Source organism: Acinetobacter sp. WCHAc060033 (assembly GCF_004209125.1).
GTDB lineage: Bacteria > Pseudomonadota > Gammaproteobacteria > Pseudomonadales > Moraxellaceae > Acinetobacter > Acinetobacter wuhouensis.
On record NZ_SGSW01000003.1, the window covers coordinates 58,174 to 74,179 of the forward strand.

The 16,006-nt window shown below is 37.4% G+C and carries 17 protein-coding genes and 1 riboswitch; of the genes, 10 read left to right on the plus strand and 7 right to left on the minus strand.

Annotated elements, in window-relative coordinates:
• Positions 1-17: 17 nt before the first annotated feature.
• Positions 18-875, plus strand: coding sequence for a 3-deoxy-8-phosphooctulonate synthase (kdsA, locus tag EXE10_RS01820; RefSeq protein WP_130112161.1), 858 nt, complete (start codon positions 18-20; stop codon positions 873-875).
• Between the two features lie 64 nt (positions 876-939).
• Positions 940-2,229: a phosphopyruvate hydratase gene (gene eno / locus EXE10_RS01825; protein WP_130112162.1), complete on the plus strand. Its 1,290-nt coding sequence runs from the start codon at positions 940-942 to the stop codon at positions 2,227-2,229.
• Between the two features lie 90 nt (positions 2,230-2,319).
• On the opposite strand, the gene EXE10_RS01830 is transcribed toward eno, so the two are convergent.
• On the minus strand, positions 2,320-2,577 hold the full coding sequence (locus EXE10_RS01830; protein ID WP_068974290.1) for a Txe/YoeB family addiction module toxin: 258 nt from the start codon (positions 2,575-2,577) through the stop codon (positions 2,320-2,322).
• Positions 2,574-2,828 carry a type II toxin-antitoxin system Phd/YefM family antitoxin gene (locus tag EXE10_RS01835; RefSeq protein WP_087551866.1) on the minus strand — a complete coding sequence of 85 codons (255 nt, stop codon included), beginning with the start codon at positions 2,826-2,828 and terminating at the stop codon, positions 2,574-2,576. Before EXE10_RS01835 ends, EXE10_RS01830 begins: the two co-directional genes overlap by 4 nt.
• 315 nt (positions 2,829-3,143) lie before the next feature.
• On the opposite strand from EXE10_RS01835, the gene ftsB reads away from it, so the two are divergent.
• The 7 genes from ftsB to EXE10_RS01870 all read left to right on the plus strand — a co-directional run bounded on the left by ftsB (position 3,144) and on the right by EXE10_RS01870 (position 9,838).
• Complete coding sequence (gene ftsB / locus EXE10_RS01840; RefSeq protein WP_068974288.1) at positions 3,144-3,530, plus strand: cell division protein FtsB; 387 nt, start codon at positions 3,144-3,146, stop codon at positions 3,528-3,530.
• Positions 3,496-4,212 carry a 2-C-methyl-D-erythritol 4-phosphate cytidylyltransferase gene (gene ispD / locus EXE10_RS01845; protein WP_130112163.1) on the plus strand — a complete coding sequence of 239 codons (717 nt, stop codon included), beginning with the start codon at positions 3,496-3,498 and terminating at the stop codon, positions 4,210-4,212. Before ftsB ends, ispD begins: the two co-directional genes overlap by 35 nt.
• A 99-nt stretch (positions 4,213-4,311) precedes the next feature.
• Complete coding sequence (gene rodA, locus EXE10_RS01850; protein ID WP_130112164.1) at positions 4,312-5,448, plus strand: rod shape-determining protein RodA; 1,137 nt, start codon at positions 4,312-4,314, stop codon at positions 5,446-5,448.
• A gap of 253 nt (positions 5,449-5,701) precedes the next feature.
• Positions 5,702-6,970, plus strand: coding sequence for a D-amino acid dehydrogenase (locus EXE10_RS01855; RefSeq protein WP_130112165.1), 1,269 nt, complete (start codon positions 5,702-5,704; stop codon positions 6,968-6,970).
• Between the two features lie 18 nt (positions 6,971-6,988).
• A complete protein-coding gene (locus EXE10_RS01860) occupies positions 6,989-7,642 on the plus strand; it encodes an Imm19 family immunity protein (protein WP_130112166.1) in 654 nt (217 codons plus the stop codon).
• A 93-nt stretch (positions 7,643-7,735) separates the two neighbouring features.
• On the plus strand, positions 7,736-8,224 hold the full coding sequence (locus EXE10_RS01865; protein ID WP_130112167.1) for a hypothetical protein: 489 nt from the start codon (positions 7,736-7,738) through the stop codon (positions 8,222-8,224).
• A gap of 73 nt (positions 8,225-8,297) precedes the next feature.
• Positions 8,298-8,383, plus strand: a riboswitch (glycine riboswitch).
• 201 nt (positions 8,384-8,584) lie between these two features.
• Positions 8,585-9,838 carry a D-amino acid dehydrogenase gene (locus EXE10_RS01870; protein WP_068974284.1) on the plus strand — a complete coding sequence of 418 codons (1,254 nt, stop codon included), beginning with the start codon at positions 8,585-8,587 and terminating at the stop codon, positions 9,836-9,838.
• Positions 9,839-9,973: 135 nt separating this feature from the next.
• On the opposite strand, the gene EXE10_RS01875 is transcribed toward EXE10_RS01870, so the two are convergent.
• From EXE10_RS01875 to EXE10_RS01895, 5 genes are all read right to left on the minus strand, one after another.
• Complete coding sequence (locus EXE10_RS01875) at positions 9,974-11,167, minus strand: hypothetical protein (RefSeq protein ID WP_130112168.1); 1,194 nt, start codon at positions 11,165-11,167, stop codon at positions 9,974-9,976.
• A 151-nt stretch (positions 11,168-11,318) separates the two neighbouring features.
• A complete protein-coding gene (gene nfsB, locus EXE10_RS01880; RefSeq protein WP_130112169.1) occupies positions 11,319-11,972 on the minus strand; it encodes an oxygen-insensitive NAD(P)H nitroreductase in 654 nt (217 codons plus the stop codon).
• A gap of 87 nt (positions 11,973-12,059) precedes the next feature.
• On the minus strand, positions 12,060-12,605 hold the full coding sequence (locus EXE10_RS01885; protein ID WP_130112170.1) for an RNA 2'-phosphotransferase: 546 nt from the start codon (positions 12,603-12,605) through the stop codon (positions 12,060-12,062).
• 25 nt (positions 12,606-12,630) lie between these two features.
• Positions 12,631-13,362 carry a UDP-2,3-diacylglucosamine diphosphatase gene (locus EXE10_RS01890; RefSeq protein ID WP_130112171.1) on the minus strand — a complete coding sequence of 244 codons (732 nt, stop codon included), beginning with the start codon at positions 13,360-13,362 and terminating at the stop codon, positions 12,631-12,633.
• Positions 13,363-13,503: 141 nt separating this feature from the next.
• On the minus strand, positions 13,504-14,013 hold the full coding sequence (locus EXE10_RS01895; RefSeq protein WP_068974279.1) for a peptidylprolyl isomerase: 510 nt from the start codon (positions 14,011-14,013) through the stop codon (positions 13,504-13,506).
• Between the two features lie 166 nt (positions 14,014-14,179).
• Between EXE10_RS01895 and EXE10_RS01900 the strand changes: the two genes are divergently transcribed.
• Positions 14,180-15,901 carry a glutamine--tRNA ligase/YqeY domain fusion protein gene (locus EXE10_RS01900; RefSeq protein ID WP_130112172.1) on the plus strand — a complete coding sequence of 574 codons (1,722 nt, stop codon included), beginning with the start codon at positions 14,180-14,182 and terminating at the stop codon, positions 15,899-15,901.
• Positions 15,902-16,006 lie beyond the last annotated feature (105 nt).

Sequence of the window (16,006 nt, forward strand, 5' to 3'; positions counted from 1 at the left end):
ACGACTAGGAAGTTTAAATGTCACAATTAAAACCACAAGAAATTGTACGTTTAGGCGATATACAAATGGCAAACCACTTGCCATTTGTATTATTCGGCGGAATGAACGTACTTGAATCGAAAGACTTAGCTTTTGAAATTGCAGAAACTTATGTAGATATTTGCAAACGCTTAGAGATTCCTTATGTCTTTAAAGCGAGTTTTGATAAAGCCAATCGTTCGAGCTTACATTCGTTCCGTGGTCCTGGTTTGGAAAAGGGCATTGAATGGTTAGGTGACATTAAAAAACATTTTAATGTGCCGATCATTACCGATGTCCACGAACCTTACCAAGCAGTACCTGTTGCTGAAGTTGCAGATATTATTCAGCTTCCAGCTTTTTTAAGTCGTCAGACTGATCTTGTTGAAGCAATGGCAAAAACACAAGCCATAATTAACATCAAAAAAGCACAATTCCTTGCACCGCATGAAATGCGTCATATTCTGAACAAATGTTTGGAAGCAGGAAATGACAAATTGATTCTGTGTGAGCGTGGTTCAGCATTTGGCTATAATAACTTAATCGTTGATATGCTTGGTTTTGATACCATGAAAGAAATGAACGTGCCGGTGTTCTTTGATGTGACACATGCGCTTCAAACACCAGGTGGACGTGCTGATTCTGCGGGCGGACGCCGTGCGCAAATCACCACACTTGCGCGCGCAGGTATGGCGACAGGTCTTGCAGGTTTGTTCCTGGAAGCACATCCAGATCCTGAACAAGCCAAATGCGATGGACCTTGTGCATTACGTATGTCTCAGTTAGAGCCATTCTTAGCACAGCTGAAAGAATTGGATACCTTGGTGAAAGGTTTCAAAAAGCTGGATACACACTAATTTTTACAATTAGATGCGCCTGAGATATGGCGCATCATTTTATTAATCAACTGAGGAATTGTTCATGAGTCAAATCGTTGACATTCGTGCACGTGAAATTTTGGACTCTCGTGGTAACCCTACCATCGAAGCAGACGTAATCCTGGACTCTGGCGTTGTTGGCCGTGCATGTGCACCATCTGGTGCTTCAACTGGTTCTCGTGAAGCTTTGGAACTTCGTGACGGTGACAAATCACGTTACTTGGGTAAAGGTGTTCGCACTGCAGTTCAAAACGTAAATGGTCAAATCAAAGACTTACTAAAAGGTCAAAACGTATTTGAACAAAAAGCGCTTGATGACAAAATGATCGCGCTTGATGGCACTGAAAATAAAGAAAAATTAGGTGCTAACGCAACTTTGGCGGTATCGCTGGCTGCTGCTCGCGCTGCATCTGCTGAAAAGAAAACTGAATTGTTCCAATATATCGCTGACTTACGTGGTCAAACGACTTTATCTATGCCTGTACCAATGATGAACATCATCAATGGTGGTTCGCATGCAGATAATACTGTAGATATTCAAGAGTTTATGATTGAACCTGTAGGTTTTACTTCATTCTCTGAAGCTTTACGTGCGGGTGCAGAAATTTTCCATTCTTTAAAATCTGTACTTAAAAAACAAGGTTTAAATACAGCAGTGGGTGATGAAGGTGGTTTTGCACCTAACCTTCGTACTAACGAAGAAGCGATTACTGCGATTCTTGAAGCAATTGGTCAAACTGGCTATAAAGCAGGTTCTGACATCATGCTTGCTCTTGACTGTGCATCTTCAGAATTTTACAAAAATGGTCAATATGTACTTGCAGGTGAAGGCAATAAAGCATTCACAAGCAATCAATTTGCTGACTATTTAGCTGGTCTTGTAAACCAATATCCAATTATCTCAATTGAAGATGGTTTGGATGAGTCTGACTGGGAAGGTTGGGCTTACTTGACTTCTATCCTTGGTGATAAAATTCAATTGGTTGGTGATGACTTGTTCGTTACAAATCCTAAGATTTTACAACGTGGTATTGATGAGAAAATCGGTAACTCGATCTTAATCAAATATAACCAAATCGGTACTTTGTCTGAAACTTTAGATGCAATTTACCTTGCGAAAGCAAATGGTTATAGCACTGTCATTTCTCACCGTTCTGGTGAAACAGAAGATTCTACAATTGCAGATCTTGCTGTTGGTACTGCTGCTGGTCAAATCAAAACGGGTTCACTTTCACGTTCTGACCGTATTGCTAAATATAACCAATTGCTTCGTATTGAAGAATTAACCAATGCAGTTTACCGTGGTAAAGCTGAATTTAAAGGTTTGAATTAATCGTTATTGATTGATTTAGATTGAAAAAACCACTCTAAAAGAGTGGTTTTTTATGTATAAAGCGTGCAGAAATTGGAAGAATGTTTGGAATTAATCATAATGATAACGGCACATCACAATAATAATTGATTCTGTTGTGACTTTATAAACGATGCGATTTTCTTTATCAATGCGTCTTGACCAATAACCACTGAGATCATGTTTGAGAGGTTCTGGTTTGCCAACTCCATCAAATGGGGATCGTTTGATATCTTTTATCAATGTATTGATTCTTTTGAGTGTTTGTTTATCTGTAGATTGCCAATAAAGGTAATCCTCCCAAGCTTCATTGCTCCAACTTAAAATCATTCTTCAATCAGCTCATGGTTTATTGTTTTACCTGCTTCAATTTGTGCAATTGAATCACGCAATCTTTTTGCATTCGCAGGGCTTTTTAGCAAATGGGCTGTTTCTTCATAGGCATTAAAATCTTCTAAGCTGATCAAGACGGCTGTTTGATTATTTTGCCGAGTCACTAGTACAGGGGAATGATCATCAATGACACCATCAAGTACAGTTGCTAAGTTTTTACGAAGATCCGAATATGTAACAACTTTCATAACAGCACCTTTTAAATTGAGTACACGTTATTGTACTTAATTTTGTACAATGTCAGCAACCATTCAATATGTTCAACTGTTACAGATCGTGTTTTAAATTTTGAATGGCGCAGCGCTGATATAGAGAATTTTATTTGAATAACTATTTGATAATCGTGATCAGTAATTTCATCTTGAAATTGTGTCCGAAACTGTAGATGTAATAATTAAGATTATTCACCATTTGCATATTTACCACAGTAAAGCGTTCACCATGCAAAATATTTGATGTATATTAGCACCTTAATTTAACGCTGTGACATAAGACAAAAATACATGTTAGACGTCTTTAAAACCACTTCAAGTAAAGTGATTGCCGTACTCGCGATCGTCATCGTAGCGGTACTTCAATACCGCTTTTGGTTCGGTGCGGGAGGGCATTTTCCGCATCAAGCACTCGTACAGCAAATCGAACAGCAAGCCGAAGTCAATGCCGACCTAAAAGAACGCAATCGAATCCTAGCTGCCGAAGTGTATGACTTAAAAAATGGCGCGGAAGCCATCGAAGAACATGCACGACTTGATTTAGGTTTAGTAAAACCACACGAAACTTTTGTGCAAATGAGTACCATCAGTACCCATTACAAACCGATTATTACAGATCCAAGTTTAAACAATTCAGGAACAAATGAAGACAGTGAACCAGCACCAGAAGAACCGTAAAATTTGGGCAATTATTCCTGCTGCAGGTACTGGAAGTCGTTTTTCAAAAACTGAACTCAAACAATATCAAATCATCCAAGACCAAACTGTCTTAGAACATACGATAGAACGTTTAAATGATTTACCACTCACTGGTTATGTGTTAGCAATCGGTGAGCAAGATGAATACGCACAAACATTGCCAATTAAAAATAAGCAAATTTGTCATTTTTGCCTTGGTGGTGCAGAACGTGTTAACTCTGTTTTAAATGCATTGAATTACTTAGAGCAATTCGCTCAAGCAGATGATCTTGTATTTGTACATGATGCCGCACGACCATGCGTAACAAAAGAATGCCTTGAAGATCTCATCCAAACAGCAATTGAACAAAACTGTAGTGCAATTTTAGCGATCCCTGTACGTGATACTTTGAAATTTGTTGAAAATCAAAAAGACATTCACAAAACAGTGAGTCGTGAACAGTTGTGGCAAGCGCAGACCCCACAAATTTCAACATTTGCAACACTTAAAAAAGCGATAGAAACAGCTTTAGAGAATGATGTTGTCATTACAGATGAAGCCAGTGCCTTAGAACATATTGGTGAAGCGGTACAAGTAGTCATGGGACGTTCAGATAATATTAAAATCACCTATCCAGATGATTTGGAATTGGCACGACTCATTTTACAATCACAGCAGTAATCCTAGAGAAATAGTTTAAAATTCTAAAATGAGAGATTTTCTCACTCAGCATTTATCTTTATAATCACGTAAAAATAAAGCTTAATTTAAGATTTTTATATGACGCCATCGCCACAATATAAGTTTTTACGCCAATCAGTTCGAGATGGTTTAAGTTTCAACCAAAACGCGTCCAGATGGGATAGATTACATCTCGATCCGTGGTTGCTCGGTTTATTGATTATTAATATGGTCTTAGGGCTATTGATGGTCTATAGCGCATCTTCTGAAGATATGTCGATGGTGATTCGCCAAGGTGTCAGCTTCGCTGTTGGTTTCGTTGTGCTTTTTTTATGTGCGCAAGTACCACCCAAAGTATATCAAGCCATCAGTCCTTGGTTCTATTTGTTTGCCATACTATTGCTCATACTTGTATTGCTGATCGGTGATGTGCGCTTAGGCGCAAAACGCTGGTTGACTATTCCAGGCATTGGCAGTATGCAACCCAGTGAATTTATGAAATTTGCTATGCCACTGATGATGGCATGGTATTTTTCACGGATGCCTTTACCACCGAAATTTCGTCATATCGTTGTTGCACTGATCATTATGATGGTGCCATTCGTTTTGGCATTATTACAGCCCGATTTAGCGATTGGTATTGTGATTGGTGGTGTATTTGCATTGTTCTTGAGTGGTATGTCTTGGTGGTATATCGGTGGTACATTGGCAGCGTTAGCATGTGCATTCCCGATTATTTGGACATTTGTACTGCAAGCCTACCAAAAGAAACGTATTTTAACATTATTCGATCCAGAGTCTGATGCTTTGGGTGCGGGATGGAACATTATCCAATCGAAGATTGCCATTGGTTCAGGTGGCTTGTCTGGGCGGGGCTTCTTAGAGGGTACGCAGTCACAATTGGGTTATTTGCCTGAACATCATACCGATTTCATCATGTCGACCTATGCCGAAGAATTTGGCTTCATGGGCGTGTTCTTTTTATTCGCGCTTTATACTGCGATTATTTTTAGATGCATGATGATCAGCCTAAACTGCTTCCATAACTATGGGCGATTATTGGCAGGTACGATAGGTTTGTCGGTGTTCTTTTATGTTTTCGTTAACTCAGGTATGGTGAGTGGAATTTTACCAGTGACAGGTGATCCATTGCCATTAATGAGTTATGGCGGAACAGCAGTGATCGCTTTATTGGCCAGCTTTGGGATTGTGATGTCGATTCACACACATCGTTAAAATAAATGATCTAAATATTTAAAATTGTAAATTAATAATAGGGTATTTATAAAATACCCTTTTTATTTGAATAAGATAGAAAATAAAAAGAACAGCTCTAATTATTCTAATACTTAAGCATGATTAAAACTATATTGCGTAATTTATATGAAATGCTACATTGAGAATTGATCAATATATTTTTCTAGAAGTATAACTTTTTATTATAGATTTTTATTAAAAATTTAATTTTTTATATAAGGTTCAGTTCTGTATGCATATTATTATACTTGGTGCAGGCGTTATCGGTACAACCTCCGCTTATTATCTAAAACAAGCAGGGCATGATGTGACGGTGATTGATCGACAGCCGAATGTTGCTTTAGAAACCAGTTTTGCCAATGCTGGACAAATTTCCCCTGGCTATGCATCACCTTGGGCTGCGCCTGGCATTCCACTCAAAGCATTTAAATGGATGTTTCAGCCCCATTCACCATTGGCAATTAAACTGACAGGCGATATGTACCAATACCAGTGGATGGTGCGCATGCTCGCAGAATGTAATATCAATCGCTATCAAATCAATAAAGAACGCATGGTGCGAATTTCAGAATATAGTCGTGATTGTCTAGATGATTTGCGTGCTGAAACAGGGATTCATTTTGATGAACGCCAGTTAGGAACTTTACAATTATTCCGTAAACAAGAACAGTTGGATGTTGCGGGTAAAGATACTGAAGTTTTAAAACATGAAGGTGTGCCATTTGAATTATTAGACAAAGCAGGTGTTATTCATGCTGAACCTGCGTTAGCACATGCGACGGTTGATTTTGTTGGTGGCTTACGTTTACCGAATGACCAAACGGGAGATTGTCAAAAATTCACGACAGAATTGGCTGAACTCGCGGCTGAACAAGGTGTTCAATTCTTGTTTAATTCCAGTATAGAAAAAATTGAAAAGGATGCAGATCATATTACAGGAATCTTACTCAGTGATGGAACTCGAGTAAAAGGAGATGCCTATGTGATGGCACTTGGCAGCTATAGCCATGAGATGCTCAAGCAATTGGATATAGATGCACCTGTCTATCCACTCAAAGGATATTCGATCACCACGAAGATTTTAGATCCAACATTATCACCCGTATCGACGATTTTAGATGAGTCTTATAAGATTGCACTGACACGTTTTGATGATCGTATCCGTGTGGGTGGTATGGCAGAAATTAATGGTTTTGATCGTTCCCTAAAAGCCAGTCGTGAAGATACTTTGTTGATGGTATTACAGCAACTTTTTCCAAAAGCCAGTGATATTTCAGATGCACATTTCTGGACAGGTTTAAGACCTGCAACGCCTGATGGAACACCAATAGTCGGTAAAACAAAATTTAAAAATTTATTCACCAATACTGGGCATGGTACGCTTGGTTGGACAATGTCCTGCGGTTCGGCAAAATTATTATCCGATATTATTTCTGGAACGACACCGCAAATTGAATATGATGATTTGAATGTATTCCGCTATGATTCAGTGAATCATTGATATATTGTTGAAAATTGCATGAATCAAAATCACGAAGTACTCAATCAAGAACTTACTTTTTCCAATACGCACTTTTGGCATTGGTTTATATTTTTATTTCGTGGTTTTGATGAGGTCAAGGAACTGAATTTAGATGAAGTACTTCAGGATGTTATAGGTCTAGATTTGAGTAACCAAGCATTTGAAATGTGGTATCAATCTTTTTTACCGAGTGATAGTGACACATTTCGAAATTACCGGTTTTCAGCAGGTTCAAATATTCAAGTGGATATTGAGTTTGCTCAGGATCACATTAATTATTATTTCAATGATTTGTATATTGGTAATTTAAGCGGACACTTTGAAGCTTGGTTTTTTACGCTAGATGAGTTTTTAGGTTTTAAATTGGATGATCAAAATTTCTTGTTATTATTACCTATGTTAGGTGTTGAGCAACAACAGATTTCGGAGATTAAAATTCAGATTTCAAAGCGATTGCAATATATTATTGCTTTTCAAGGGCATGAAGAATATATAGCAGGCTGTATAGTCAATGGTTTAAAGATGAATCAAGAGTTTTATAAAGATAAACAGGTTGGGATATGTAATCGACAAAATCATAGTATTCGTAATATTGAGCTTTACCCTGAGGGTTTTGAGCATATTCAAAAATTAAATCAAATGTTGAGTTAGATTTTTAAGTATTTTATGGATTTAAAAATGCAATGTTCAATCCTATCAAATCCGCAATAGAAATAACGAAGCTGAATAACAAGTTTTTAAAAAATGAATGAATTAAAAGTTTTACGTTTTGCTGAAGATGGTATAGCCCTGATTGCAAATAGCAAAAATAATCAGGTTAAACCTCTCTTGGATGATTTTTCTGCGTATGCATATGAATCTGAGTTTGAAAGAATTATGTATTTTTCCGCAACTGATTTATATGCAGAAAAAAAGCTAACGACCTCTAATTTACAATTATTAGTCAACTCATGGCATGGACAGACTTATATAAAGTGCAATATTGGTGCAGATTTATGTGAAAATTTAGTCTCTGATAGTGGCGTTGTACTGATTTTGACTGAGCAAGTGATCAATGATCAAATTTGGTTAGATCATTTATTTGCTGATAATATGGTTGAATTAGATCTAGCTTTAGCAAAAATAGAGCAAGTTGCACAATTAGAAAAAAATACGATTCAGTCTTTCATTTTAAGATTTTTGACGGAGAGTGATAAACAGCAGTTTCTAACAAGCTTAGACTCAAGTGAATAATATTTTACGCTTTAAAACCTTAAATATGTATCTATTTTATTCAAAATGGCATATACATTGCTATATACAAGGAAAGATGATTGCAGGAGAGAAGTCTTCTGACTCGCCGAAGGAGCAACGACCCCGGAAACTCTCAGGCAAAAGGACTGTAATCATTGTAAAACTCTGGAGAGAAGCCATTCTATTGAAAATAAAAAGAAATGGCTCACCGAAGGGGATGGTTTAACCTAAAACATTGATGATGAATGACTTAGGTTTTATCGAAGCTCTCAGGTACACATGACAGATGGGGCATACATTGACAATGTATTTTAGGACGAATGAAACGTCTTGAACATTACATTTCAAAGGAGTGTGCGTATGTGTCATGTCGTCGTTATTGGTTCAGGAATTACAGGTGTAACTTCCGCTTATGAACTTGCTCAATTAGGTTATCAAGTTACTGTTATTGATAAACATTTATTTCCCGCGATGGAAACATCATTTGCCAACGGTGGACAGCTGTCTGCCTGTAATGCAGAAGTTTGGAATCAAAAATCAACTGTACTCAAAGGCATAAAATGGATGGCAAAAAAAGATGCCCCATTATTGCTCAATCCTGCATTTGATTTGCACAAATATGCATGGCTGGTTGAGTTTCTTGGCAACATTAAACATTACGAAGCCAATACGTGCGACACGGTCAAAATGGCACTGTTGGCACGTCAAAGATTATTTAGTATTGCAGAACAAGAAGGTATTGATTTCGACCTAGAAAAGCGTGGAATTTTGCATTTTTACCATTCTGAAGAAGACTATAAGGTAGCAACTGCTGTCAATAATTTACTTTGTAAAGGTGGATTGGAGCGCCATGCAGTGACACCTGAAGAAATAAAATCCATTGAGCCAAGTTTAACTGGTGAATATTATGGTGGTTTCTATTGCCCAGGTGATGCAACAGGTGATATTCACAAATTTACCATGGGGCTTGCGAAGGCTTCGGAAAAGTATGGGGTGAAATACATCTTTGGCATGGAAGTGGTGAATATTGATCACACTTCTACAGGTGTAAATATTCAATATCACAGCAGTGGCGAAAATGTGAATGGTCAAGAAAGCCATGCTAAAGTCATTGAACAAATTAGCGCAGATGCAGTTGTGGTCTGTGGTGGAGTAGGTAGTTACCAGTTAGCCAATCAATTGGGTGATCGCGTTAATGTCTATCCCGTCAAAGGATATTCAATCACAGTGCAACTCAACGATGAGAAAAGTATCAATGGCGCACCGTGGGTCAGCTTGCTTGATGAAAGCGCCAAGATTGTGACTTCACGTTTAGGTGCAAATCGTTTGCGCATCGCAGGTACAGCGGAATTTAATGGTTATAACCGAGATATACGTTCAGATCGCATTCAGCCTCTAACGGATTGGGTGAATAAGAACTTCGATATTTCGACTGAACATTGTGTGCCATGGGCAGGTTTAAGACCGATGATGCCAAATATGATGCCTGTGGTAAAACGTGGAAAACGTGAGCGGGTATTCTATAATACAGGGCACGGACATCTGGGATGGACGCTTTCTGCTGCAACAGCAGTGATGATCAGCCAAGAAATTGCCAGTTCACATCCAATCTAATCGATTGGATTGAAAATATATTTCGGCATGAACATTTGATTCATGCTGAAAATTGATTTTAAAAATCTGTGAATAAATGCATTCAAAAGTTAATAAGTCATCACATTTACAATGCTTAACTTTGGATAATTCACGTTATTTCACAGGCTTTTGTTCAAGCTTTTGTGGCAATTGATGTACTTCACCTACATTTTTATTGATCTCTAATACGTGTTTAGATCGTTGATTGTTTAATAATTTTATTTCAGAATGCACACTGCTTTGTAGGCTGTTACAAACCTTTGGGTTTTGCTCCAGATAAGCTTGGTATTCTTGTGAATATCGTGCAAACCAGTCTTGAAATGCTTTTAAATGGCGCATTTTATCAAAAAGTTGTTCATCGAGAATATCTTGTGGTGTGTAATTATCTTTTTCGGTAAATTTTAATAACTTGAGAAAATATAATGCTTTCTCTGGTTGATCTAATAATGCATAGAGTTGTGCACTTATCGTATTGTTCCGTTGAGTATTTTCATCCTGATGTGAATTGTAAAATGTTAAAATTTTATTCTGGTTTTGTTTTAACCAAGATTTTGCTTGCTGAGGATAATAAGCTTTTAAATACTGATCATAATATTTGACCAATATAAAAAAATTACCAGAATCATAATCCATGTTAGGTTGTTCGAGTAATTCAAATAAAAAAGGCTGTAATGTTTGTATTAATATTTTTTGTTGATCTTTCCTGATCTTTTGTTTATCAAGTGCATTGAGAAGCTCACTCAGTACAGCATAGTAATGCTGTCTATATTGCTGATTTTCTGTATTAATTTCTTGATTTTTTTCAGCATATTGTTTAGATTTTTCTAAAAGTTGGGTGCGTATCTGTTGGTGTTGATCATCATCGAATGGTACGGAGTTGCGCGCATAGAAAATAGAAATATTGTAGAGAAGGTTTTCATCATAGGGGGAGTCTTGTAATAATTTTAAATAAGAATCTTCTGCATTTAAAAAATATTTCTCAGATAAATCTATGCAATGATGGAATACTAAATATTCAGAATAAGCTGCATTTAAGTTGGCAAAATCTAAATAAAGATTATCCCTATTTTCAGGTATTTTCCCTTGCATATTCACTGATTGAGTATTGAGTGAAAGAATATACGGTGTCATGATTTGTAGTTCGGCTAGAATTTTTGCTTCATCTGTTTTTTGAATATGATCAGGATTGGTAAATTGTTGACTAAATTTTGAGAATTTTTGATTTTGTTTATTTTCAGCACTCATTTCAAAAGATGAGCATGCGTAGAACTGTGTGATCAATAGAGTGAGTAAAATCGTCTTTTTCATAGAGCATGTATTTTTATTTTAACTTTGATCATTATTATCCCTTAGGATAAATGTTGAGTGGGTATGATATTTGTTGAGTTAGATATTTATGAGTGAAATAAAAAGAAGTCACGTATGACTTCTCTTATTTAAATTTTGACGATTCAAAAACTTAAAGTTTGGTAAATATTTCTTCTTTGTTTAAACGTGACTTAGGCAATGAAGCATTGAAATCTGCATCACTACGATAACCTAGTGTCATGAGTACAGATGGAATCAAACCTTTCTCGTCTAAACCTAATTCTTCGGTGATAATCGTTTCATCAAAACCACCGATCGGTGTTGCATCAATCCCTTCGATTCCTGCTGCAAGGAGAGCTTGCCCAAGTGCAATGAAAGTTTGGTTTTCTGCCCAACGTTGAATATCACCTTTTTCAGTACGGTAATAATCTACATAACCTGAACGGCTATCTTTTTGACCTTGTTTGGCTTTTTCATCTTTAAAACGACCGCTTAAATCATCTTGACTCAATAGATTCGCTAAATGCTGCTCTGTAATATCAGCTTTGGTACAAAAGAGAATCGTATGTGATGAGTCTAAAACTTTAGGTGCGTTATAAGCATATTTTCCAACTAGTGCTGTGGCAATGCGTTGTTTCGCCGCATCATTATCTGCAATGAAAAAGTGCCACGGTTGGATGTTGATCGAAGATGGCGTCAAACGTAGGATTTCTAGTAACTGTTCGAATTTTTCTTGCGGAATTTTCTTAGTTGCATCATAAGCTTTGGTCGTGTAGCGAGTTTTAGATACAGTTAATAAATCCATGAGCTGTCTCATATATCGTAAATTTTCGATATTATAGACATATTTCAGATAATTTGAATCTTTTGAAACGTAAATAAGCGTGAATTTTCACGGTTCAAACGCAATAAATTGTGGAACAACTCGCTCGACAAGCCATACACCATTTTCAGCCTGATAAAATTTAATCCCACGATGATACATTTCTAAGGCATTGATACTCAGAATACGTGGTTTACCATAACGCTGACCAACTGCTATAGCTGTTTCGATATTTTCTGATAAATGTACATATTGACGTTCCTTTGGAACTAATCCATGTTGTTTGATCGAGTCAATAAACCGTTCGGCAGTACCATGAAAAAGTATTTCTGGTGGCATCTTTTCGGTAAACGTTCGATCTACAGTAGATGTGGAGTGACCTTGTACAGCACGAATTTTTAAACCATCACTGCTGATTTGAAAACGTTTTTTATCACTATTTTCAACAATTGAATTTAGCGTAGCTCTATCGATTCTGAAATTATTGACAGGTTCAGCGTTGTCTATAAGTTCTTCAATATTTGCCCAACCTTGCTGATCCAATTTTAATTGAATTGATTCAGGTTGATGTCTGAGGATAAAACTCAAATATTTACTTATTTCTTTATCATTCATAATTAAAAGCGATTCTTTATATATTCTAATTTATTGTCCATTTGATGAAATCGTATTGCCCATCATCATCCACCTCTAAAATCATCGCTTCAGATGTTTTTTCACGCCAATCGCCTAAAACAATCCTCGTTTTACCATGTACATCATGGATTTCAGGGCGGTGGGTATGTCCATGAATCAATACATCAACCTCAGCTAAGGCAGTTTCAACAGCCTGTGCATTTACATCCATAATGGTATAGCTTTTAGTTTGATTGGATTCACGGCTTTTTTTGCGAAAACCATTGGCAAGTTTTTGTCTAAAACTCAAAGGTGTACTTTTTAATAAGCCTAAAATAATCGGATTACGAATAATTTTACGGAAACGTTGATAAGAAACATCATCAGTACACAGGGCATCGCCATGTTCGATTCTAAATTTTTTATTTCCAATATTTAGGGTATAAATCTCGGGTAGGAGTTTGCCATTGAATTGATTGAGAAATTTCTGACCTAGAGCAAAGTCGCGATTACCCACTAAAAAGAAAACTTGATTGCCTGATGATGTGAACTGTTTTAAAGCAGTGACAATTTCATCTAACCACGGGGCAGTGTAGTCATCGCCAATCCAAGCGTTAAACCAATCGCCTAAAATATAGAGTTGGGTTGGTTGTGTGGCATTATTATTTTGATATTGTTCCAATAAAGCTAAAAACCCCCGAACGAGTCGAGGGTGATCTGGTGACAAATGTAAATCAGCGATAAACAGATGGGTCACTATTTTATTTTACCTATTTTAGAATCCCCCTTGCGGAGCAATGCTCCTCACCCACCTTTATTAAAGAGGGACTTTCCACCCATTTATATTTGGGCTTTTACTCCCTCCTTTATTAAAGGAGGGTTGGGGAGGATTTAAAAATTACTCAGCAATAATTTTTGCAGATTCAATGACAACATTTTCTAAAGGAACGTCAGCGTGATAACCACGGTTACCAGTACGGACACCTTTGATCGCTTCAACAACGTCTAAGCCTTCAGTTACTTTACCAAATACTGCATAGCCCCAACCTTGTGCTGTTTTACCAGTGTGGTTAAGGAAAGAGTTGTTTTTCACGTTAATGAAGAATTGAGCAGAAGCAGAGTGGGGAGCTTGAGTACGCGCCATTGCAATCGTACCTTCATCATTGCTTAAGCCGTTGTCAGCTTCGTTTTCAATAGAGTCACGGGTAGCTTTTTCTTTGAAATTTTCATCCATGCCACCGCCTTGAATCATGAAACCGTCAATCACACGGTGGAAGATTACGCCATCATAAAAACCATCACGAACGTATTCTAAAAAGTTAGCAACAGTTTTAGGTGCTTTTTCAGAGTTAAGTTCAAGAACAATGCGTCCTTTGTTGGTGTTTAATTCGACTTGAGGAAAACTCATTCTATAATCTCCTAATCATGACAAAAATGTCATGGGTTTTTGGTTGAGAGAAGCATAAGCAAACTGTAAACTACATAGCAAGCAAAAACGTGATTTTCTTTGTTAATATTTTCGAAAATTCGTTTTTATTGATCCTATTTTAACTTTTAGAAGTGATTTATCAACTATGAAGCCAAATGATGTTGTTTCAGAACTGCCGAAAACCCCGACAACCAATACTGCATCTGTCGATAATGCGCAGCAAGAACAACAGGCAGGTTTGGACTTTGTACGCCAAGTGATTACTGATGATTTGGCAGCAGGTCGCACTCAACAAGTTGTGACACGTTTCCCACCTGAACCAAACGGTTATTTACATATTGGTCATGTCAAAGCGATTTGTTTGAACTTTGGCATCGCAGAAGAATACCAAGGTTTATGTAACCTACGTTTTGACGATACCAATCCAGATGCTGAAGAACAAGAATATGTCGATGGTATTGCCAATGATGTGAAGTGGCTTGGTTTTGAATGGAACGGTGAGCCTCGTTATGCTTCTAGCTATTTTGACCAATTACACGCTTGGGCGATTCAATTGATCAAACAAGGTGATGCTTATGTTGATTTGCAAAGCCCTGAAGAAATCCGTTTGAATCGTGGTAATTTTGTCGATTTAGGTAAAAATTCTCCATACCGTGATACTTCGGTCGAAGAAAACCTTGCACGTTTTGAACAAATGAACAATGGTGAGTTTGGCGAAGGCAAAGCGGTATTACGTGCCAAAATTGATATGGCGTCACCAAACGTTCACATGCGTGATCCGATTTTGTACCGTGTACTCCATTCTGAACATCACCAAACAGGTGATAAATGGAAAATGTACCCGATGTACGACTATGCGCATCCATTATCTGATGCGATTGAAGGTATTACCCATTCATTATGTACATTGGAATTCCAAGATCACCGTCCGTTCTATGATTGGGTGGTTGAAAAAGTTAAATCGCCATCTGTACCACATCAGTACGAATCTAGCCGTTTAAACATTGACTATACCATTACTTCTAAACGTAAATTGCGTAAATTGGTTGAAGGCAATCATGTAAGTGGTTGGGACGATCCACGTATGCCTACAGTGGTCGGTATGCGTCGTCGTGGTTTCACACCTGAAGGTTTACGTGATTTCTGTAAACGTGTTGGTGTGTCTAAAACGGATGGTATTGTTGATGTGGCAATGCTTGAGTTCTGTATTCGCCAATCTTTGGAAAATACCGCAGCGCGTGGTATGGCTGTATTGAATCCACTCAAAGTGACTTTAACGAATCTGCCTGAAGATATGGATTTGAGCCATGCACGTCATCCAAACGTGGATATGGGCGATCGTATCATTCCTTTAACATCAGAAATTTATATTGACCGTAAAGACTTTGAAGAAGTACCACCAAAAGGCTTTAAGCGTTTGATCCCTGAAGGCGAAGTACGTTTACGTCATGCTTATGTCATCAAGTGTGATGAAGTGATTAAAGATGCAAATGGCGAAGTAGTTGAACTGAAATGTTCGATTGATCCTGAAACTTTAGGTAAAAATCCTGAAGGACGTAAGGTGAAAGGTGTTGTGCATTGGGTATCTGCGACTAAAGGTATTCCTGCGGAAGTACGTGTTTATGATCGTTTATTCACAGAGGCTGCACCTGATGCCGATGACGATTTCTTGAAATGTTTAAATCCTGATTCGTTACAAGTTTTGCAAGCGGTGATTGAACCTGCATTGGCGCAAGCAAAACCTGAAGATCGCTTCCAGTTTGAACGTGAAGGATATTTTGTTGCAGATCAGCACGATCATACAAGCGATAAACCTGTGTTTAACCGTATCTTAGATTTGAAAGACAGTTTTAAACCGAATAAGTAATTTTAAATTTAAGTATTAAACCCAGCTTCGGCTGGGTTTATTTTTTGATAAAAATATTGAAATGAAGTCATGAAAAGATATACATTGTTTGTGTATAAAAATTAA

Bases quoted from the DNA above. Each gene is read 5' to 3' on its own strand.
- kdsA (WP_130112161.1), top strand. From the start codon at position 18: ATGTCACAATTAAAACCACAAGAAATTGTACGTTTAGGCGATATACAA.
- eno (WP_130112162.1), top strand. From the start codon at position 940: ATGAGTCAAATCGTTGACATTCGTGCACGTGAAATTTTGGACTCTCGT.
- EXE10_RS01830 (WP_068974290.1), bottom strand. From the start codon at position 2,577: ATGATTTTAAGTTGGAGCAATGAAGCTTGGGAGGATTACCTTTATTGG.
- EXE10_RS01835 (WP_087551866.1), bottom strand. From the start codon at position 2,828: ATGAAAGTTGTTACATATTCGGATCTTCGTAAAAACTTAGCAACTGTA.
- ftsB (WP_068974288.1), top strand. From the start codon at position 3,144: ATGTTAGACGTCTTTAAAACCACTTCAAGTAAAGTGATTGCCGTACTC.
- ispD (WP_130112163.1), top strand. From the start codon at position 3,496: ATGAAGACAGTGAACCAGCACCAGAAGAACCGTAAAATTTGGGCAATT.
- rodA (WP_130112164.1), top strand. From the start codon at position 4,312: ATGACGCCATCGCCACAATATAAGTTTTTACGCCAATCAGTTCGAGAT.
- EXE10_RS01855 (WP_130112165.1), top strand. From the start codon at position 5,702: ATGCATATTATTATACTTGGTGCAGGCGTTATCGGTACAACCTCCGCT.
- EXE10_RS01860 (WP_130112166.1), top strand. From the start codon at position 6,989: ATGAATCAAAATCACGAAGTACTCAATCAAGAACTTACTTTTTCCAAT.
- EXE10_RS01865 (WP_130112167.1), top strand. From the start codon at position 7,736: ATGAATGAATTAAAAGTTTTACGTTTTGCTGAAGATGGTATAGCCCTG.
- EXE10_RS01870 (WP_068974284.1), top strand. From the start codon at position 8,585: ATGTGTCATGTCGTCGTTATTGGTTCAGGAATTACAGGTGTAACTTCC.
- EXE10_RS01875 (WP_130112168.1), bottom strand. From the start codon at position 11,167: ATGAAAAAGACGATTTTACTCACTCTATTGATCACACAGTTCTACGCA.
- nfsB (WP_130112169.1), bottom strand. From the start codon at position 11,972: ATGGATTTATTAACTGTATCTAAAACTCGCTACACGACCAAAGCTTAT.
- EXE10_RS01885 (WP_130112170.1), bottom strand. From the start codon at position 12,605: ATGAATGATAAAGAAATAAGTAAATATTTGAGTTTTATCCTCAGACAT.
- EXE10_RS01895 (WP_068974279.1), bottom strand. From the start codon at position 14,013: ATGAGTTTTCCTCAAGTCGAATTAAACACCAACAAAGGACGCATTGTT.
- EXE10_RS01900 (WP_130112172.1), top strand. From the start codon at position 14,180: ATGAAGCCAAATGATGTTGTTTCAGAACTGCCGAAAACCCCGACAACC.